At 56.6% G+C, this 18,213-nt stretch carries 16 protein-coding genes; 14 read left to right on the top strand and 2 right to left on the bottom strand.

Annotated features, from left to right (window positions below):
- Window positions 1–2: 2 nt before the first annotated feature.
- A complete protein-coding gene (locus BQ5383_RS19260) occupies window positions 3–4,205 on the top strand; it encodes an Ig-like domain-containing protein (RefSeq protein WP_071434748.1) in 4,203 nt (1,400 codons plus the stop codon).
- 123 nt (window positions 4,206–4,328) lie between these two features.
- On the opposite strand, the gene BQ5383_RS19255 is transcribed toward BQ5383_RS19260, so the two are convergent.
- Window positions 4,329–4,955: a hypothetical protein gene (locus BQ5383_RS19255; protein WP_071434746.1), complete on the bottom strand. Its 627-nt coding sequence runs from the start codon at window positions 4,953–4,955 to the stop codon at window positions 4,329–4,331.
- Between the two features lie 167 nt (window positions 4,956–5,122).
- Between BQ5383_RS19255 and BQ5383_RS19250 the strand changes: the two genes are divergently transcribed.
- From BQ5383_RS19250 to thrC, 11 genes are all read left to right on the top strand, one after another.
- The gene (locus BQ5383_RS19250) at window positions 5,123–5,908 is read left to right on the top strand and encodes a M23 family metallopeptidase (protein ID WP_172724667.1); all 786 of its coding nucleotides are present in this window, start codon (window positions 5,123–5,125) and stop codon (window positions 5,906–5,908) included.
- Window positions 5,905–6,480 carry a zinc metalloprotease gene (locus BQ5383_RS19245; protein ID WP_139193489.1) on the top strand — a complete coding sequence of 192 codons (576 nt, stop codon included), beginning with the start codon at window positions 5,905–5,907 and terminating at the stop codon, window positions 6,478–6,480. Before BQ5383_RS19250 ends, BQ5383_RS19245 begins: the two co-directional genes overlap by 4 nt.
- A 197-nt stretch (window positions 6,481–6,677) precedes the next feature.
- The gene (locus BQ5383_RS19240) at window positions 6,678–8,519 is read left to right on the top strand and encodes a TIGR03960 family B12-binding radical SAM protein (RefSeq protein ID WP_071434740.1); all 1,842 of its coding nucleotides are present in this window, start codon (window positions 6,678–6,680) and stop codon (window positions 8,517–8,519) included.
- A complete protein-coding gene (locus BQ5383_RS19235) occupies window positions 8,516–9,172 on the top strand; it encodes a TIGR03936 family radical SAM-associated protein (protein WP_071434738.1) in 657 nt (218 codons plus the stop codon). The genes BQ5383_RS19240 and BQ5383_RS19235 overlap by 4 nt, the downstream gene beginning before the upstream one ends.
- Window positions 9,173–9,375: 203 nt before the next feature.
- Entirely contained in the window at window positions 9,376–9,720 is a 345-nt protein-coding gene (rplS, locus tag BQ5383_RS19230; RefSeq protein ID WP_071434736.1) for a 50S ribosomal protein L19, read from the top strand.
- A gap of 175 nt (window positions 9,721–9,895) precedes the next feature.
- Window positions 9,896–10,483, top strand: coding sequence for a signal peptidase I (gene lepB / locus BQ5383_RS19225; protein WP_083390078.1), 588 nt, complete (start codon window positions 9,896–9,898; stop codon window positions 10,481–10,483).
- A 21-nt stretch (window positions 10,484–10,504) separates the two neighbouring features.
- Window positions 10,505–11,416, top strand: coding sequence for a ribosome biogenesis GTPase YlqF (ylqF, locus tag BQ5383_RS19220; protein WP_071434734.1), 912 nt, complete (start codon window positions 10,505–10,507; stop codon window positions 11,414–11,416).
- Window positions 11,413–12,045 (top strand): ribonuclease HII, encoded by a 633-nt coding sequence (locus tag BQ5383_RS19215; protein WP_083390077.1) that lies wholly within the window; start codon window positions 11,413–11,415, stop codon window positions 12,043–12,045. The genes ylqF and BQ5383_RS19215 overlap by 4 nt, the downstream gene beginning before the upstream one ends.
- Entirely contained in the window at window positions 12,045–12,422 is a 378-nt protein-coding gene (locus BQ5383_RS19210) for a YraN family protein (RefSeq protein ID WP_071434732.1), read from the top strand. Before BQ5383_RS19215 ends, BQ5383_RS19210 begins: the two co-directional genes overlap by 1 nt.
- Window positions 12,423–13,361 (top strand): dipeptidase, encoded by a 939-nt coding sequence (locus tag BQ5383_RS19205; protein WP_071434730.1) that lies wholly within the window; start codon window positions 12,423–12,425, stop codon window positions 13,359–13,361.
- A gap of 45 nt (window positions 13,362–13,406) precedes the next feature.
- The gene (gene thrC / locus BQ5383_RS19200; protein ID WP_071434728.1) at window positions 13,407–14,897 is read left to right on the top strand and encodes a threonine synthase; all 1,491 of its coding nucleotides are present in this window, start codon (window positions 13,407–13,409) and stop codon (window positions 14,895–14,897) included.
- A gap of 830 nt (window positions 14,898–15,727) precedes the next feature.
- Here thrC and BQ5383_RS20305 read toward each other — a convergent pair.
- Window positions 15,728–15,901, bottom strand: coding sequence for a DUF1540 domain-containing protein (locus BQ5383_RS20305; protein ID WP_083390076.1), 174 nt, complete (start codon window positions 15,899–15,901; stop codon window positions 15,728–15,730).
- Window positions 15,902–16,078: 177 nt separating this feature from the next.
- Between BQ5383_RS20305 and BQ5383_RS19195 the strand changes: the two genes are divergently transcribed.
- Both BQ5383_RS19195 and tig read left to right on the top strand, forming a co-directional pair.
- Window positions 16,079–16,825 (top strand): metallophosphoesterase, encoded by a 747-nt coding sequence (locus BQ5383_RS19195; protein WP_076944523.1) that lies wholly within the window; start codon window positions 16,079–16,081, stop codon window positions 16,823–16,825.
- Between the two features lie 68 nt (window positions 16,826–16,893).
- Window positions 16,894–18,195: a trigger factor gene (gene tig, locus BQ5383_RS19190; protein ID WP_071434726.1), complete on the top strand. Its 1,302-nt coding sequence runs from the start codon at window positions 16,894–16,896 to the stop codon at window positions 18,193–18,195.
- Window positions 18,196–18,213: the final 18 nt, after the last annotated feature.

Here is an 18,213-nt window from a genome sequence, read left to right as displayed (position 1 = left end):
GGATGCACAATCTGCTTAACAGCAACAAACGCCTGGTCGCCTTGTTGGGCGTCCTCTTTTCGGCGATCATTGTCATCATGGGACTCACCGCAATCCTGCTGGAGGGCGGTGAGGTCCCTTTGTTTGCCGAGGACCAGAGTTCTTCCCAGTCCCAGCCGGAGGAGAAACCGGAGAATGATGAAACTGCTGATGAAAATCATCAGGAGGATGAGCAGCAGCAGGAGCCTCCCGAGGAAGAACAGCCGGTGATCTTTAACCGGCCCGATGAAATGCGGGCGGTTTATCTCACACCGGGAAAGGAGTATCTGGCAGGGGAGGACCGCAGCCAGCAGGCGGTGGAGCGGGAAATTGAAACGGCGCTGGATCAGGCAGTTTCCCTGACGATGAATACGGTGGTGCTGGTCACCTCCACTTCAAAGGGGGCAGCATATCCCTCCGGTACCCGCCCCCAGCTGGCAACGGCCTTTGATCCCATTGGCTATGCCATTTCCGCGGCCCGGGAGCGGGGAATGTATGTCTACTGTATTTATGACCTTCTCACATTTCCTGATGAGGAGGACAAGCTGACAGCAGCGACCTTTATTGACAATGAGGTCATGGACAAGATGTCAGCGGAGCTGAAGGCCTTTGTTACAGCGTATCAGCCTGATGGAATTCTGTTTTCTGAATACTATAATCCTGGCGGGGAGGATGGCTACGCCCGTTATCTGGAAAGCGGCGGCGGCATCGGCTATGAACGGTACCGTCAGGCGGCATCCACAGCGGCAGTGACCAAAGCGGCCCAAATTGTCCGGGAAAATGCCCGGGGAATGCAGGTGGGACTGCTGGCCCACTGCCAGTGGGCGGCTCAGGTAGAAGATGAAAACGGCTCCAATACCACAGATGTTTTTTCCTCCTACACCGATGGCGGCGCCGATGTAAAAGGCTGGGTGGAGAATGGATTGGCGGACTTTCTGGCAGTGGAGAATTTTGGTTCTCTCACTGATCCCAAGGTCCCCTTTGCCACGGTGGCCGACTGGTGGGGAGAGGTAGCAGCTTCCGGCGGTATTCCCTTTTATTTGGTACAGGCTTCGGACCGCATCTGCACCAGCAATACCGGATGGTCCTCGGCGGATCAGATCAGTAAGCAGATCGTGGAGGCCCAGAAGGTAGATGGCTATAAGGGCAGCATTTTCAACAGCCTTACCCGCTTGGCGGAGGATCCCAATGATGCCGCCAGCCTGCTGGTAAAGTTTTGGAACGATGAGGTCAGCTCCGATTATATTATGGCGGAACTTGCCATGTCTCAGCCTGCCAAGCTGACCTATGAGACCTTTGAGCCCACCGTCACCTTCCAGGGCGCTACCTATCCTGGTATTCCTGTCACCATCAATGGTGAGGAAGTAAGCACCAACCAGAATGGTTATTTCTCGGTATCGGTGGAGCTGGAACCTGGACTGAATACCTTTACCGTTCAGTCCAAGGATAAAGTTTTTACCTATAATATCACCCGGCAGGTGAAGGTGCTGCAATCGGTTACCCCCGTGGGCAATATGACTGTGGATGGAGGAATGGGCATTACCATTACAGTGGAGGCTTATAAAGGCTCCTCTGTCAGCGCCAGCCTCAATGGGCGCACCATCACTTTGGAAGAAGGGGACGCCGAGGACGACGCCACCGATAAGAACTCCTCCTATGTCCGTTATTACGGCACCTTTACCGCCCCGGACGCGGCGGATACCATTCAGAAACTGGGTACCATCCAGGTAACAGCCACCTATCAGGGACAGACTGAGACCATGGAGGGCGCTTATGTTACCGTCAATAAGCGGGCGGAAGTGGGCTCCGGAGTTCCCATTCGGGTGACAGCCAGTCAGGCGGAGGTATTCCCCTCCAATACATCGGACGACTATTCTGACCCCAATTGTTATCCGCTTCCCCGGGGAGCGCTGGACTACACGGTGGGAGATGAGATCATCTATCGCCAGGGCAGCGTTACCTACCGTTACTATCTGTTGGAATCCGGAATGCGTGTCTATTCCAAGGATATTGCTGAGACCTCCGATGAGGCGGGCGGCAATGAGATCACCGGTATGGCAGTGAAAAACAATGGCCAGTACACCGATGTGATCCTGTCCATGACCCAGAATGTCAGCTATCAGGCCACCTACAGCGCCTCGGCAATGACCTTTGATTTCAACTACACAGACGAGGTATGCGGCAGCCTCAAGAGCTTGTCCAAGAATCCTCTCTTTTCCTCCGCCACCTGGAGCGGCACTGCTCTGACGCTGAAGTTCCGGGTGTCCGGAGGGATGATGGGCTATCGGGCCAGCTATGATGAGGGCAGCAATACCTTGACACTGCGCTTTAACAATCCGCCCACCTCTTTGAGCAACGCCCGGATCGTCATTGATCCCGGCCACGGTGGTACCGATCCCGGCGCGCTGGGCAACATTTCCGGCAAGCATGAGAGCTTTATCACCGCCAAGGTGGCGGATAAGCTGGAATCCGCACTCAACAACGCCGGTGCTGACGTCTATCGCATCGACACCAGCGGCAGCGCCAAGGTGGAGCTGGATGACCGTATTGCACAGGCTTCCAGCTTTAATCCTCAGATTTTTATCAGTATCCATTGCAACTCTGCCCTCAACACCTCGGCCAAGGGCCATGAAGTCTACTACTTCTATCCCTTCTCCAAGTCGTTGGCAACCTATGTCAACAGCGGTATCGGCAACGCCATCGGCACTGACCGCGGGGTGAAATATGGCCTGTACCGGGTCACCAGAACATCTCAGTATGCTTCGGTGCTGTCGGAGATCGGCTTTGTCAGCAACTATGATGAATATTCCCGTCTGCTCAATTCCTCGGTACAGCAGAGTATTGCCAGCGGTATCGTCTCTACCCTCAAGAGCTATATCAATCAGATGTCCGCTGGTGATTACGGCACCGGCACCGAATCGGTAGGCAAGGTGGACACCAGCGGCAGCGGTGTTTCCGTTTCCAGAGTCCGTCTGGATGAAAGCAGCCTGACGCTGGCTCCCGGTGAGACGGCCCAGTTAACGGCCACTGTAAGCCCGGACGACGCTTCCGACCAATCGGTCAGCTGGAGCAGCAGTGATGAGAAGATAGCTACAGTCAGCGGTTCCGGCAAGGTGACAGCGGTGGCCGCCGGTAAGGCGGAAATCACGGTCACCACCACTGACGGCGGCAAGACAGATACCTGCACCGTCACTGTTACCGGCGAGAGCAGCGGCAGCAGCAGTGAAAGCAGCGGCAGCAGCCAGGACGGCGAAAAGGTGACCGGCGTCACGCTGGACCGTGAAAGCCTCACCTTACAGGTGGGTTCCGCCCAGCAGCTGGAAGCTGCAATCAAGCCGGAAAACGCCGGCAACACCGCTTTGAGCTGGAGCAGCAGCAACGATAAAATCGCCTCTGTGGATGCTGACGGCGTGGTGGAGGCCCGGAAAGCGGGAGAAGCCACCATTACCGTCACCACCAAAGAGGGAGGCTATACCGCTTCCTGCAAGGTGACTGTGACCGAGGAAACGGTGGAGCCGGAGTATCTGATTATCAGCAAGACCCGTCTCACTCTCCGTCCGGGAGAGACCGGCAAACTCAGCTGGTCGCTGGAACCGGAGGGAGCGGCGGCGGCAGGGGTAGTCTGGAGCAGTTCCGATCCGGCGGTGGCAGAGGTATCCGCCGATGGTACCGTTACCGCCAAGGCAACAGGCACAGCCAAAATTACAGTTTCACTTACCGATTACAGTGATCTGTCGGATACCTGCACCGTCACCGTTTCAGAGGAAGGAAACACCAGTGTTACTGGCGTTTCTGTAAATCCGGCAGAAGTGACACTGCAGGCAGGGGAGAGCATGGCGCTTGAAGCGGTCATTACACCGGAAAACGCTGCCAACAAGGGTGTCACCTGGCGCAGCCGCAATACTGATGTGGCAGAGATTGAAGATGACGGAACAGTCACGGCCATTGCGCCCGGGACAGCGGTTATTATTGTCACCACTGATGATGGGCGAAAGACCGCACAGTGCAGGATAACGGTTGTGGAGGCGTCCGGGGAAGGGGGAAGCAGCTCATCTGAGTCTGCCTCGTCCGGGTCAGGGAACAGTCTCCCGCCGTCTTCTTCGGCAGGGACGAGCAGCTCTTCGGAGAATTCCTCCTCCGGATCCGTCAGCTCTTCTGATGGGGCACTCCCGGAGACAAGTTCCTGAAAATCGCCGGCAGATTCGGCTGCACCTCAACAGAACAAGGTATGCTCCGGATACTTAATATCTGGAAGAAAAAGCGAAAAGAGGACCCGATAATTCCCTCATGCAGGATATTATCGGGTCCTCTTACTGTTTTTGATCTTCCATATATTGCAGGTATCGTTCCTTTGCCCGGAGCAGCTGGGAAAACTCAAATCCCTCCTCCCGCCATTCCAGACAACGGGGAGAGGCGTAAACGCGGCCGGGACGCTGAACAGGCTCAGGATTTCCCTCCTGGTTATAGTCGATATCATCCACGGTGAGGGCTGCAGAGGGAGCCAGCTTCCGGGCCAACCGTGCCAGCTTCTGGTAAACCTTGGTCAGACGCTCCGAACGGGGGACCCATTGCCTGTTCTCATCCCAAAAACCGGTGGGGATATAAAAACGGGCGGGGTTGATGTTGGGTAAAGTGCTCCCGTGGGCGGGCCAGTGACGGGAAAAGGAAGCTTCAATGAGTGCCAGAGAAAGGGGACTAAAGCTGTTGTCCAGGTAATACTGGCCGTTTTTATCGGTTTTGTATGCCAGGGGAGCAAGCTCCGGCAGGTAAAAATAATATCTCATCTGCTCTTCCGTTACGATGGAAAGATCCCTTGCGGGCTGCTGGGGCTGGGAAGTATGCTCCCAACGAAGAATCAGGCAGCCTTCTTTCAGGGCCTTTTGTGCTACAAGCAAAAAGGTTTCATGATCCATATAATAATTTACCTGCATTCCCATCTTGATCCACCTTCCTTTGCGGCTGAAAGTTTTCTTTTTTCATGATATCATGCTTTCATGTGCCTTACAAGATTTTCAAACCTTGGAGAACAGAACAAAAGCCCTTTGTCCGCATGATTTCCCTTTTCCCGTCATACATTGGAGAAAGGGACAAAGGGGGAAGGGCGATGAGAAGAAGTTGGAGAAGGCCGGGGATGACCATCCACCGCAGACCTTTCAACAGGCGGGGACGGGAAGAAGGAGAACCGGGAGCGGTGCTGACAGCAGTGCAGACAGCCTTTTGTTTAATGGTATTGCTGTCGGTGTTTACCATGCAGTTTGTCAGTGGGGAACGGTTTGAGCAGCTGGGGATTTACTTTCAGGCGGTGATGGGCCAGCCGGAAGCGGCTCAGACAGCGGTGGGAATACTGGGGGAACCTATCACCCCTGAACGTATCCAGGAGTATCTGAAACAGTTGGAGGAGTGGACAGAACTGGAAGGGCTTCCGCTCACTCCTTTGACCGGGATGGGGGGAGAGAACCCCTGGATTCCGGAAAATGTGGTGACAGGTCCGGTGGTGACGACGGCGGCGGCCCGGTATCCTGCCTATGGGACGGTCACCTCCTTCTTTGGTCTGCGGGAGCATCCCATCAGCGGCGCGGCGGATTTCCATACGGGACTGGATATTGCCGCTCCCATGGGGTCCAGCATCTACGCGGTTTTTCCAGGTGAGGTGGCGGAGGTTGGCGTTTCTGATATCTATGGCAATTATATCCGCTTGACCCACAGCGGCGGGCTGGAAACGGTCTACTGTCATTGCAGTGAGATTTTGGCTCCGGAAGGGGCTGTCGTACGGGCTGGTGAACGGATCGCGGAGGTGGGCAGCACCGGTATTTCCACTGGACCCCATGTCCATTTATCGGTGCTGCTGGACGGCAGCTATCTGGACCCGCTGGAGCTGTTTCGGTGGTGAGCTTTTGTCTGGCCGGGGTGGTGGTGCGGGCCACCTTCGGCTTTTTTCTGTTGGTGTTTTTGTTTTTACTGGCGGACAGCGGTGGGATGGCCTTATGGGTGCTGACCGGCTGCCTGCTCCATGAAGGAGGGCACCTGCTGGCTATGCTTGCCATGAGGGTGCCGGTACGGCAGGTGGAACTGACTGCTGCCGGTATCCACATCCGCCGGGGACGGGAAAGTCTTTCCCCCGAACGGGAGCTGCTGATTCTTATGGCGGGGCCGGGAATGAATCTGTTGGCGGCACTGGTGCTGTTTCTTTTGGGATGGATGGAATGTTCCGCCGCCAACTGTGCCTTGGGACTGTTCCATCTTCTCCCTGCCAGAGGTCTGGACGGCGGCAGTATTCTGGAAATTTGCTGCCGGCGCTTCTGGGGGATGGAGAGGGGAGAGCAGGTAAGCAAAGGGATTTTCTGTATCCTGTGGCTGGGCGTGTTGGCACTGCTGGCGCTGGAAATAATGAAAAATGGTTTGTGCTTTCAGACCTTTGTTTTAGTGATGCTGGCATTGGCGCTGCTGCCTGCAGGGGCATAAAGAGATGGCAAAGCCCTTTCCTGTTGTCTTTACGCTGAAAAGGAAAAAGAAATTCTGCAGCATCATGGCTTATTTTCCTAAAAAGGTCTTTCCCACCGGCTTCATAGTTGAATCCCTGCCATAAATGATGTAAAATAAACCTACTTATGTAATGATGTAAAAAGAGCCGGGAGCTGTTCCGGCGTTGGAGGAACGTCATGATACCAGAAAAAATCGACCGCCTGCTGCTGCGGACCCAAAAGCCTGCCCGCTACTGCGGCGGGGAGCCGGGCAGCGTGATCAAGGAGAAGGACCAGGTGGACCTGCGTATCGCCTTCTGCTTTCCCGACCTGTACGAGGTGGGTATGTCCCATTTGGGGATGAAGATTCTCTACGGGCTTCTTAACAATGAGGAGGGAACCTGGTGCGAGCGGGTGTTCGCGCCGGATGTGGATTTCCAGCAGCTGATGGAGGAAAACGGCGTCAAGCTGTATGGCTTGGAGAGCTTTGATCCCCTGGACCAGTTTGACATGGTGGACTTCACTCTTCAGTATGAGATGTGCTATACCACCATCCTTAATATGCTGCGCCTGGGCGGGGTGCCGGTGCGTACCGCCGACCGGGGAAATGGCTGGGAGTACCCCTTGGTCATTGGCGGCGGCCCCTGCGCCTGCAACCCGGAGCCTATTGCCGACTTTTTCGACCTGTTCGTTCTGGGAGAAGGGGAGGAAGTGGTGCTGGAACTCAACGCCCTCTACCGCTCCTGCCGCCGGGAAGGGGTGGACCGCCGGGAGTTTCTCCGCCGTGCCGCTCAGCTGGGAGGCGTTTATGTCCCCTCCTTTTATCAGGTCTCCTATGAGGAGGATGGCCGGGTGAAGGAAGTGACCCCTTTGGAGGGCGCTCCCGCTGTGGTGAAAAAGCGGATCATCCGGGATATGGACAAGGTCTATTATCCCGACAGCTTTGTGGTCCCCTTTGTGGACATTGTTCATGACCGGGCCATGACCGAAGTGCTCCGGGGCTGTATCCGGGGCTGCCGGTTCTGCCAGGCAGGTTATATCTACCGGCCTCTCCGGGAAAAAAATCCCGATCTCATCAGTGAGCAGGCTCATACCCTCTGCCGCAGCACCGGTTACAATGAGGTATCTCTCACCTCCCTGAGCACCAGCGACCACAGCGGTCTGGAACAGCTGATGGAAGGGATGCTTTCCTGGACCGATGGGGAACGGGTGAATATTTCCCTGCCTTCCCTGCGGGTAGACAACTTCTCCCCCAAGCTGCTGGAAATGGTGCAGAAGGTGCGCAAAAGCGGCCTCACCTTCGCCCCGGAGGCGGGAAGCCAGCGGCTGCGGGATGCCATCAATAAAAATGTCACCGAGGACGAGGTGATGAACACCTGCCGCATGGCCTTTGAGGGTGGATATACCGCTGTCAAGCTGTACTTTATGATGGGCCTGCCCACCGAGACCATGGAGGATATCACCGCCATCATCACTCTGGCCCAGAAGGCAGTGGACCTGTATTATTCCCTGCCCACCCGCCAGAAGGGCAAGGCGGTAAATGTCACTGTCAGCGTCGCCTGCTTTGTGCCCAAGCCTTTTACCCCTTTCCAGTTTGAGCCTCAGGACAGCCTGGAAAGCTTCAAGGAGAAGCAGCGGCACCTGGTCCATTCCGTCACCAGCAGGAAGATCCGGGTTAACTACCACGACGCCATTACCAGCCGCCTGGAAGCGGTGCTGGCCCGTGGAGACCGCCGCCTCTGCCAGGTGGTGGAGGAGGTCTGGCGCCAGGGCGGAAACCTGGAAGGGTGGGAGACCCACTTCGACGCCGCCCGCTGGCAGCAGGCTATGGACAAGTTTGGTTTGGATATGGACTTCTATGCCTGCCGCCGCCGGGATTACGAGGAAAAGATGCCCTGGGACCACCTGGACTACGGCATCACCAAGGAGTTCCTGGCCCGGGAGAACCAGAAGGCCCATGAGAGCGTGGCCATCCCCAACTGCCGGGAGCGGTGCGCCGGCTGCGGAGCCAACAAACTGGTGGGAGGTGTCTGCTTTTGAAGCTGGTACGGATCTTTTTTGAAAAGCGGGACCGGGCCCGGTATATTTCCCACCTGGATATCACCCGCTGTCTTTCCAGAGCCTTTGCCCGGACGGATATTCCGGTATGGTACACCGAGGGCTTTAATCCCCGGATCTATATGACCTTCGCCCTGCCCCTGTCCCTGGGGTATGAAAGCGGCTGCGAATCCTTTGACATCAAGCTCACCGATGACAGCTTCCCTGTGGAAGAGATTCCCGTTCGCCTCAATCCGGTGCTGCCGGAGGGCATCCGGGCGCTGCGGGCCGGGGAGCCGGTCTGCAAGGCGGAGGCCATCACTCAGGCGGATTATGCTATTCGTATTCCCGATGAGCAGCCGGAGAAATTGGCGGAGCAGTTCCGGGCCTTCCTGGATCAGCCCCAGATCACGGTGGTGAAAAAGACCAAGAAGGCGGAGCGGGAGCTGGATTTAAAGCCTTTGATGCAGCTGCGTTCTCTCAGCTGCCGGGACGGCTGGATGGAAGCGGAGCTGCGGCTGGCGGCGGGGATTCATCTCAATGTCAGTCCCGCCCTGGTGCTGGAGGCTTTTGCCGCCTGTTCCGGCCGGACCATGGATTATGTGCGGGTGGAGAGACTGGCTATTTTGACCGAATCGGGAGCGGATTTCACCTGAGAGCAAAAAAGTCCCTTGGGGCGGAGAAAAAAGCCTTGCATTTGAGGGCTTAATATGATATGATATTTTGGCATGAGAACTGCCGGGCGTGTCCGGCGGGTTTTGATGTCGCAGTGGACAACCGCTGCGCACATTGGACCGAGCAGTCCGCTGCCCATTTGCAAGAGGTATGAATGTTCGGATATTTTGAAGGAGGATTAACCATGGATGCTTTGAAACTCATTGCCCAGGACAGCATGAAGAAAGAGCTGCCTGAGGTCAACGTCGGCGATTCCGTCCGCGTGCAGGTTAAGATTAAGGAAGGCGACAGAGAGCGTCTCCAGGCTTTTGAGGGCACCGTTATTGCCAAGAAGCACGGCGGCGTTTCCGAGACCTTTACCGTTCGCCGGATGTCCCACGGCGTAGGCGTGGAGCGTGTATTCCCCATCCACAGCCCCAACGTTGCCAGCGTCGAGATCATTCGTACCGGCCGTGTTCGCAGAAGCAAGCTGTACTATCTGCGCAACCGCGTGGGCAAGGCCGCCAAAGTCAAAGAAGCACTGCGGTAATCAAAACCGAAGGGAAGAGAGGACAGTCCGCTGTCCTCTTTTCTGTTTTTCAGCGCTTTTTTATCGCAGCTTTCGCCGCGGGCCATCATGGGGGATTGTAACTGCCGGTTTGTAAGAGAAATAGCCGGTGATGTTGACCTTTTGATTGCCGGTGGTATGATAGGAGGTGGGGAGAATGAATTTCGAGAAACTGCGCCAGGAAAAGGGCGGCAAGGATGACCTTCTTACCGGCGAGGAACGTTTTTCGCTCCGTCGGTCGGTGGCGGGGATTTTGCTGGCCGCTGCAGCCGCGGTGGTGCTGTTTCTTGTTTTCAGCGTCTTTTTCCGGGTGGCGGTCATCAGCGGCGCTTCCATGGAACCCACTCTCCTGAACAGGGATCTGACGGTGGTGCAGGTGTTTGATTATAAACCGGCACAGGGGGATATTGTGGTCATTCGTACCGGCGGCGGCCAGGACCGGGCCATTGTCAAGCGGGTCATCGCTTTGGGAGGCCAGTCGGTGGATATCGACTTTGTCACCGGCGGGGTATATGTGGATGGACACAAATTATGGGAACCCTATTTGTCAGAGCCTACCAAACTCGCTTACGATGTGACCTTTCCGGTAACGGTGCCGGAGGGCTATGTTTTTATCATGGGGGACAACCGGAACCATTCGGTAGACAGCCGCAGTTCCCAGACAGGGATGATTCCTGTGGAAAATATTCAAGGCAAAGTGGTCTGGCGGCTCTTTCCCCTGAGCCGGATGGGCGCTGTGGGATAAAAGAACAAAGGAGGAACGAGCATGGCGGAAACGCTTTCTGTACAATGGTTTCCCGGCCATATGGCCAAAACCCGCCGGATGATGGCGGCCAATCTCAAGCTGGTGGATCTGGTGGTGGAGCTGACCGACGCCCGCATTCCCATGAGCAGCCGCAACCCGGAGGTGGACCGGATCGTAGGAAAAAAGCCCCGGATTGTGTTGCTCAATAAGAGCGATTCCGCGGATGACGCTGTCACCCAGAAGTGGCTCAATTGGTATCGCTCCAAAGGCATTGTGGCCTTGGCTACCGATTGCCGCAGCGGCAAGGGCCTGAAAGCTTTCACCGCCGCCGCCAAAGAGGTGCTGGCGGATAAGCTGGCCCAGTGGGAGCAGAAGGGAATGGGTGGCCGCCCCATCCGAATGATGATCGTGGGTATCCCCAATGTAGGCAAATCCTCCCTCATCAACCGCCTGGCCGGGTCCAAGCGGGCCAAGGTGGAGGACCGTCCCGGTGTCACCCGGGGCAAGCAGTGGGTCACCCTGGACAGCGGCATGGAGCTGCTGGATATGCCCGGCGTTCTCTGGCCCAAGTTTGAGGACAAGGAAGCGGGGGAACGGCTGGCCTTTGTAGGCTCGGTGAAGGATGATATCCTGGATGTGGAATATCTGGCGATGCGGCTGCTGGAAGTGCTGCGGGAGCCCTACGGGGACCTGGTGGCCCAGCGGTACAAGCTGGAGGAGGAGACGGTCCGGGAGCTGGACGGGTATGATCTTCTGGAAGCCATTGGCCGCAAGCGGGGAATGATGATGGCCGGCGGCCATGTGAATACGGAGCGGGCCGCCATCATGGTTTTGGATGAATTCCGGGGCGGCGTCATTGGCCGAATCACGCTGGAAGCGCCGGGACAGCAGTATGCGCCCCGGGAGCCGAAGCTGGAGGAGACGGAACAATGACCTTTGAAGAGCTGATGGATTTTGACCGGCGGATGCTGGAAGAAAAAGTCGTTACGGTACTGTGCGGGGTGGATGAAGCGGGCCGGGGCCCTTTGGCGGGACCAGTGGTAGCGGCTTGTCTGGTGTTCCGTCCAGGGGCGGCACTGGATGGCCTCAACGATTCCAAGAAGCTGACGGAGAAGAAGCGGGAGCAGCTGTTTGAAAAGATCACCGGGGAAGATCTGGCCTGGTATGGCATCGGTTCCGCTTCCCCGGAGGAGATCGACCGGGTGAACATCCTCCAGGCCACCTTTCTGGCCATGAGACGGGCTTATGAAGAAATGGCGGCCAAAATGCCCCAGGCGCCCCAGCTGGCCCTGGTGGACGGCAACAGGGACCCGAGGCTGCCGCTGCCCACAGTGACGGTGGTGAAGGGGGATGGGTGCTCCGCTGCCATCGCCGCTGCTTCGGTGCTGGCCAAGGTGACCAGGGACCGGGAGATGCTCCGGCTGCATCAGCAGTACCCTCAATATCGGTTTGACCAACATAAGGGCTATCCCACCAAGCTCCATTATCAGATGTTGGAGGAGCATGGCATTTCCCCCATCCATCGCCGCAGCTTCCTTAAAAAGCTGACAGGAGAGCAGTGATGGACCGGAAGGAAACGGGAGCCATGGGGGAGCAGGCGGCAGCGGAGTATCTTTTATCTCAAGGTTATGAACTGCTGGCACGGAACTGGCATTGCCGCTGGGGAGAGCTGGACCTGGTGGCGAGAAAAGAGGAAATTCTGGCCTTTGTGGAGGTAAAGACCCGTAAGCCGGGGGCGATGGTCAGCCCTCTGGAAGCGGTAAACCGGACCAAGCGGCGCAAGCTGATCCGCTCCGCTCAGGCGTATTTGATGGAGCTGGGGGAAACAGAGCTCCAGCCCCGGTTCGATGTGGCTGCGGTGACAGTGTTCCCGGGGGAGCTTCCCCGGTTTACGGTGGAATACTGGCCGTCGGCCTTTGACGGAAGCGAGGGAGAATAAATGAACAAGACTGCTCCTGTATTGGATCTGCATTGTGATACCATTACCAACGGACTGGGCCGGCATTATGATCTTGCCGATGGAATAGCCCGTTTCGATCTGGGTAAGATTCCGGAGGAGTTCCGCTGGTGCCAAACCTGCGCCATCTTTATTCCTGATGAGTACCGGGGACAGGCGGCAGTGGACTATTATGAGCGGGCCAGGGAGCATTTTCAGCGTCAGCTGGAGCTGTATCCCCAGCACATCGGTCAGGCCCGGACCATGACCCAGGCGGAAGCGCTGCTGGAGGAGGGCAAAACAGCGGCGATCCTGTCGGTAGAAGGAGGCGCTGCCCTGGGCGGACGCCTGGAGAAGGTACAAAAGCTGTGGGATGACGGCGTGCGGATGATGACCCTCACCTGGAACGGAGAAAACGAGATTGGCGGGGGAGCCGCCACCGACCAGGGGCTGAAGGATTTTGGCGTGGAAGTCATCCGGGAGATGGAACGGCTGGGGATGCTGGTGGATGTCTCCCACCTCAATGAAAAAACCTTCTGGCAGGTGGTGGAAAAATCGGAAAAGCCCTTCCTGGCCACTCATTCCAACAGCCGCAAGGTGTGGGACCACCGGCGCAACCTTACCGACGATCAGTTCCGGGCTTTGGCGGAGCGGGGCGGTATCGTGGGCATCAATTTCTGCCGGGAATTTCTGGCGGGAGACCCGGACCCCACGGCGGAGCAGATGGTACGGCATATCTGGCACTTTTTGGAGCTGGGTGGAGAACAGTGTGTTTCCCTGGGCTCCGATTCCGACGGCGCCATCATGCCGTCTTTCCTTGACAGCCTTTCCGGGGTTGCGGTACTGCGGGATGCTATGTTACAATCAGGTTTGGGAGAGGAACTGACCGGTAAAATTCTCTATGGCAACGCCCGGGATTTCCTCCGCAGAACGCTGGGCTGATAGCCCGGCCCAATGACACTGATGAGAAATAACGAGGTGGACAGGATGAAGTATATCAGCACCAGAGACGGTTCCCACAGCCGCACAGCAGCCCAGGCGATTCTGGAAGGGATTGCCCCGGACGGCGGCCTGTATCTTCCCCAGGAGATCCCGGCCCTTTCCCGGGAGATGCTGGAGGAGCTTTGCCCCCTGACCTATCAGGAGCGGGCAGCCCGGATTTTGGGAATGTTCCTGACCGATTACACCAAGGAAGAACTGGAACAGTGTGTAAAAGGGGCCTATGATGAGGGCTTCGATGAGGGTCGCCCCGCGCCGCTGTCCACCCTTTCCGACGGCACCGCGCTGCTGGAGCTGTGGCACGGTCCCACCTGCGCCTTTAAAGATATGGCTCTCCAGCTGCTTCCCCGACTGATGACTGCGGCGATGGCCAAGGAAGGGGATGGACGCCAGGTGGTGATCCTGGTGGCTACCTCCGGCGATACCGGAAAGGCCGCTTTGGAGGGATTCAGGGATGTGCCCGGCACCCGGATCATGGTCTTTTATCCCCAGCAGGGTGTCAGCCGGATGCAGAAGCGGCAGATGACCACCCAGCAGGGAAACAATGTGTCGGTGATGGCTATTGAGGGAAACTTTGATGATGCCCAGACCGGCGTGAAAAAGATTTTCGGCGACCGGGCTCTCCAGGAAGAACTGGGAGAGAAGGGCTTTGTCCTCTCCAGTGCCAACTCCATCAACTGGGGACGGCTGGTACCCCAGATCGTTTATTACATCAGCGCCTACTGTGATTTGGCAGCGGACGGCAGAATCAAATTGGGGGATCAGGTGAACTTCTGTGTCCCCACCGGGAATTTCGGCAACATTCTGGCCGCCCATTACGCCCGTCGGATGGGCCTGCCGGTGGGAATGCTGGTGTGCGCTTCCAATGAGAATGATGTTCTCACCGAGCTGATGAACACCGGCGTTTATAACCGCAACCGTCCCTTCCACACCACCATTTCTCCTTCCATGGATATTCTCATCTCCTCCAACCTGGAGCGGCTGCTGTATGAGCTTTCCGGCTGTTCTGATGAGACCGTGCGGCAACTGATGGAGAGCCTTTCCGCTACCGGCCGGTATCAGCTGAGCGAAAATGCCATGGAACAGCTTCGCGGGGGCTTCTGGGGCGGCTGCTGCGGCGAGGAGGAAACCAAGGCCACCATTCGGGATCTGTTTGAGGAGTATTCCTATCTTTGTGATCCCCACACTGCTGTGGCGATGAATGTGGCCCGGCAGTATCAGCGGGAGACGGGGGACAACCGACCTATGGTAGTGGTTTCCACCGCCAGTCCCTATAAGTTTGCCGACAGTGTTCTGTCCGCTCTGGGCAGAACCGATATACCGGAGGACGATTTTGAGAAAGCGGCGCTGCTGGAGCGTCTCAGCGGCGTTTCCATTCCAGCTCCCATTTCAGCCCTCCGTGATCGGTCCCAGCGGTTTGACGCCTGCTGCGCTCCTGCTGAGATGCCGGATGCGGTGAAAAGTTTTCTGCTGAAATAAACGGATCTGTGTGAGCGCAGAGGAACTTTGTTTGCGAAAAAACGCATCTCGTGCCGTGTTTTTCAGCGGCGGGAAAACGTTTTGAGAAAGGGTATTTTGCCGGAAAACAGCAAACAGGCGGGAGCTTTCATGCTCCCGCCCCAAACTGCAGAAAAATCTATTTGAAGGGAAAAATAAAATTTGAAATCATAAAAATCAGGACATGCGCCTGATTTTTATACCACGACCCGCGCCCACCGGGGCGCGAAACCGGGGGTATCGATTCTGGTTTCATGGGGAACCAGAATCGTATCTAGGGGGACTGGGTCCCCCTGGAAGTGTGCCGAATGCCTTCGGCACACTCAGAGGGACATGCGCCTGATTTTTATACCACGACCCGCGCCCACCGGGGCGCGAAACCGGGGGTATCGATTCTGGTTTCATGGGGAACCAGAATCGTATCTAGGGGGACTGGGTCCCCCTGGAAGTGTGCCGAATGCCTTCGGCACACTCAGAGGGACATGCGCCTGATTTTTATACCACGACCCGCGCCCACCAGGGCGCGAAACCGGGGGTATCGAAGCTGGTTTCATCAGGAACCAGCTTCGTATCCAGGGGGACTGGGTCCCCCTGGAAGCGTGTCGAAAAGTTCGACACGCTCAGGCGGGAGCTTTCCGCGCTCCCGCCCTCTGCTTTTGTGTCTGCCGCTGTATGGCGGATCAGATGGTTGTATCCTGTTTTTCTTTGACTTTGGATCAATCAAAACCGCTGGAACAGCATCTGCTCCGGCCTGAGAAAGAGGTCCGCCCGAAGGCGGCAAAGAGGAAAGGCCTCACAGGCCGGAACCGGCCTCAGCCCTCAGCACGGAAGGTGGCGCAGGCAGCGTTGCTGTTCTGACCGGAGGCAGGTCCTACCTGGATCTGTTGGGCGGTGCAATGAGCCTTCTTGTCGTTATAAACGCAGTTTTTGGCATCGCACTGGATATACTCAATACATTCGCATCCGTCAATACATTTGTGAGCCATGGTATTCTACTCCTTTCTTGGCGGGACAGTGAAGGACATCGGAAGTTTCCCATGTCCGCCGCCGTCCGTTTCCCTGTCCGTTTTTTCTTTTTCCGGACAACAATAGTATTGACCGAAACAGGCCCTGTCTATTCCGGAAATTTTTTGCCCGACGCCTTAGGCGGGAAAGGAAAATATATGGCAATTTTTACCATATCGGATCTGCATCTTCCTCTTTCAGCTCCGGAAAAAACCATGGAAGTCTTTTCCGGCTGGACCGACTATGTTCGCCGTTTGGAGGAAAACTGGCGGCGGCTGGTGTCCCCGGAGGATACAGTGGTGGTGGGGGGAGATATTTCCTGGGCCATGCAGCTGGAGCGGGCGGAAGCGGATTTCCGTTTTCTGGACAGCCTGCCGGGAAGAAAGCTGCTGATGAAGGGCAACCATGATTATTGGTGGAGCACCCGGAAAAAAATGGAGGCTTTTTTTGCTTCCAAGGGATTAACCACCCTGGAAATACTCCATAATAACGCCGTGGAAGCGGAGGGCTTGGCCCTTTGCGGCAGCCGGGGATGGATTTTTGAAAACGGAGCCGCCGCCGATCAGCTGGTGATCGACCGGGAGGCGGGACGGATCAGAATGTCCCTGGAAGCGGCGCCGGAGGGCCTGGAACGAATACTGTTTCTTCATTATCCCCCGGTCTACTGCGGCCAGCAGATCCCCGCGTATCTCAACCTGATGAAAGAATTCGGAGTGCGTCGCTGCTATTACGGCCATCTTCACGGCCCGTCGGTGGCAAACGCCTATGTGGGGGATTTTGACGGCATCGCTTTGCGGCTGGTGTCGGCGGATTATCTTCGTTTTTGCCCAATGCTGGTGCCTTCCCAGGGGCAGGAGGATGAGAAAAGAGGCAAAAATGCGTCGGGAAATGCACAAAACCAGTAGCTTTTTATCCTGGGATATGCTATACTAAGGAAGATTTTGAATACTATTCTTCTGGAGGAAACAACAAGATGAAACTGATTGCCACCAATAAGATCGATACCAATCTCTATGAACTGGAGATCCGTGTGGACGGTGAGGAGTATAAAAAGGCCCTGGAGGCTTCTTATAAGAAGAACTCCAAGAACCTCAACATCCCCGGCTTCCGCAAGGGCAAGGCTCCCAAGGCCATGGTTCTGAAAATGGTCGGTGAGGAATATTTTTATGACGGAGCCATCAACGCCACCTATCAGGCCGCTTACGGCGCCGCTCTGGATGAATCCAAGCTGGAGCCTGTGGACCGTGCCGATGTGGAGATCGCCGAGGTAAACGGCGAGGGCTACACCTTCAAGGCGAAAGTTACCGTCAAGCCGGAAGTGACCATCGAGGGCTATAAGGGCCTGCCTGTGACCAAGGCGTCTGTTTCTGTCTCCGATGAAGAAGTTGAGAATGAGCTGAAGGCCATGGCCGACCGCAACAGCCGTATGCTGGATGTGGACGACCGCGCCGCCGCCATGGGCGACACCGCCAACATCGACTTTGAGGGCTTTGTGGATGGCAAGGCATTTGAAGGCGGCAAGGGCGAGGGTTATTCCCTGGTGCTGGGTTCCGGCCAGTTTATCCCCGGCTTCGAGGAGCAGATCGTGGGCAAGAACATCGGTGAGGAGTTTGATGTCAACGTCACCTTCCCCGAGGAGTACCACGCTGAGGAGCTCAAGGGCAAGCCCGCTGTTTTCAAAACTCGTCTGAACAGCCTGCGGGTCAAGGAGACCCCTGCTCTGGACGATGAGTTCGCCAAGGATGTCAGCGAATTCGACACCCTGGATGAGCTGAAGGCGGACATCTGCACCAAGACCCAGGAGCGCAAGGAGCGCCAGGCTGAGGAAGCCATGGAGAACGCTCTGTGCGACGCTGCCGCCGAGAAGATGACTGTGGAGATCCCTCATGTCATGATCGAGCGGAAGATCGACGAGATGGTACAGGATTTCGCTTACCGTCTCCAGGGCCAGGGCCTGAACATCAATGATTACATCAAGTACACCGGCGCTGACATGGCTGCTTTCCGCAAGACCTTTGAGGAGCAGGCCGAGAAGCAGGTGCGCATCACTCTGGCTCTCCAGAAGATCGCTCAGCTGGAGAATCTGGAAGCTACTGCTGAGGAGATCGAGGCGGAGTACAACAAGATGGCGGAAACCTACAAGATGGATGTGGAGAAGGTCAAGACCTACCTGCCCTCTGAGAATGTGGCTTCCAACCTGAGCCTCAACAAGGCCATCGACCTGCTGAAGGCCAATGCCGTCATCACCGAGGAGACCCCTAAGGACGCTGAATAATTCCCGTACGGACGGGCC

The organism is Angelakisella massiliensis, from assembly GCF_900104675.1.
In the GTDB taxonomy this organism is placed as follows: Bacteria; Bacillota; Clostridia; order Oscillospirales; family Ruminococcaceae; genus Angelakisella; species Angelakisella massiliensis.
This window is presented reverse-complemented; position numbering and strand designations above follow the sequence as displayed.

Excerpts from the sequence above, each read along its gene's own strand:
- BQ5383_RS19210 (WP_071434732.1), top strand. The coding sequence starts at position 12,045 with ATGGACCGGAAGGAAACGGGAGCCATGGGGGAGCAGGCGGCAGCGGAG.
- ylqF (WP_071434734.1), top strand. The coding sequence starts at position 10,505 with ATGGCGGAAACGCTTTCTGTACAATGGTTTCCCGGCCATATGGCCAAA.
- rplS (WP_071434736.1), top strand. The coding sequence starts at position 9,376 with ATGGATGCTTTGAAACTCATTGCCCAGGACAGCATGAAGAAAGAGCTG.
- tig (WP_071434726.1), top strand. The coding sequence starts at position 16,894 with ATGAAACTGATTGCCACCAATAAGATCGATACCAATCTCTATGAACTG.
- BQ5383_RS19215 (WP_083390077.1), top strand. The coding sequence starts at position 11,413 with ATGACCTTTGAAGAGCTGATGGATTTTGACCGGCGGATGCTGGAAGAA.
- lepB (WP_083390078.1), top strand. The coding sequence starts at position 9,896 with ATGAATTTCGAGAAACTGCGCCAGGAAAAGGGCGGCAAGGATGACCTT.
- BQ5383_RS19240 (WP_071434740.1), top strand. The coding sequence starts at position 6,678 with ATGATACCAGAAAAAATCGACCGCCTGCTGCTGCGGACCCAAAAGCCT.
- BQ5383_RS19250 (WP_172724667.1), top strand. The coding sequence starts at position 5,123 with ATGAGAAGAAGTTGGAGAAGGCCGGGGATGACCATCCACCGCAGACCT.
- BQ5383_RS19260 (WP_071434748.1), top strand. The coding sequence starts at position 3 with ATGCACAATCTGCTTAACAGCAACAAACGCCTGGTCGCCTTGTTGGGC.
- BQ5383_RS19195 (WP_076944523.1), top strand. The coding sequence starts at position 16,079 with ATGGCAATTTTTACCATATCGGATCTGCATCTTCCTCTTTCAGCTCCG.
- thrC (WP_071434728.1), top strand. The coding sequence starts at position 13,407 with ATGAAGTATATCAGCACCAGAGACGGTTCCCACAGCCGCACAGCAGCC.
- BQ5383_RS19255 (WP_071434746.1), bottom strand. The coding sequence starts at position 4,955 with ATGGGAATGCAGGTAAATTATTATATGGATCATGAAACCTTTTTGCTT.
- BQ5383_RS20305 (WP_083390076.1), bottom strand. The coding sequence starts at position 15,901 with ATGGCTCACAAATGTATTGACGGATGCGAATGTATTGAGTATATCCAG.
- BQ5383_RS19205 (WP_071434730.1), top strand. The coding sequence starts at position 12,423 with ATGAACAAGACTGCTCCTGTATTGGATCTGCATTGTGATACCATTACC.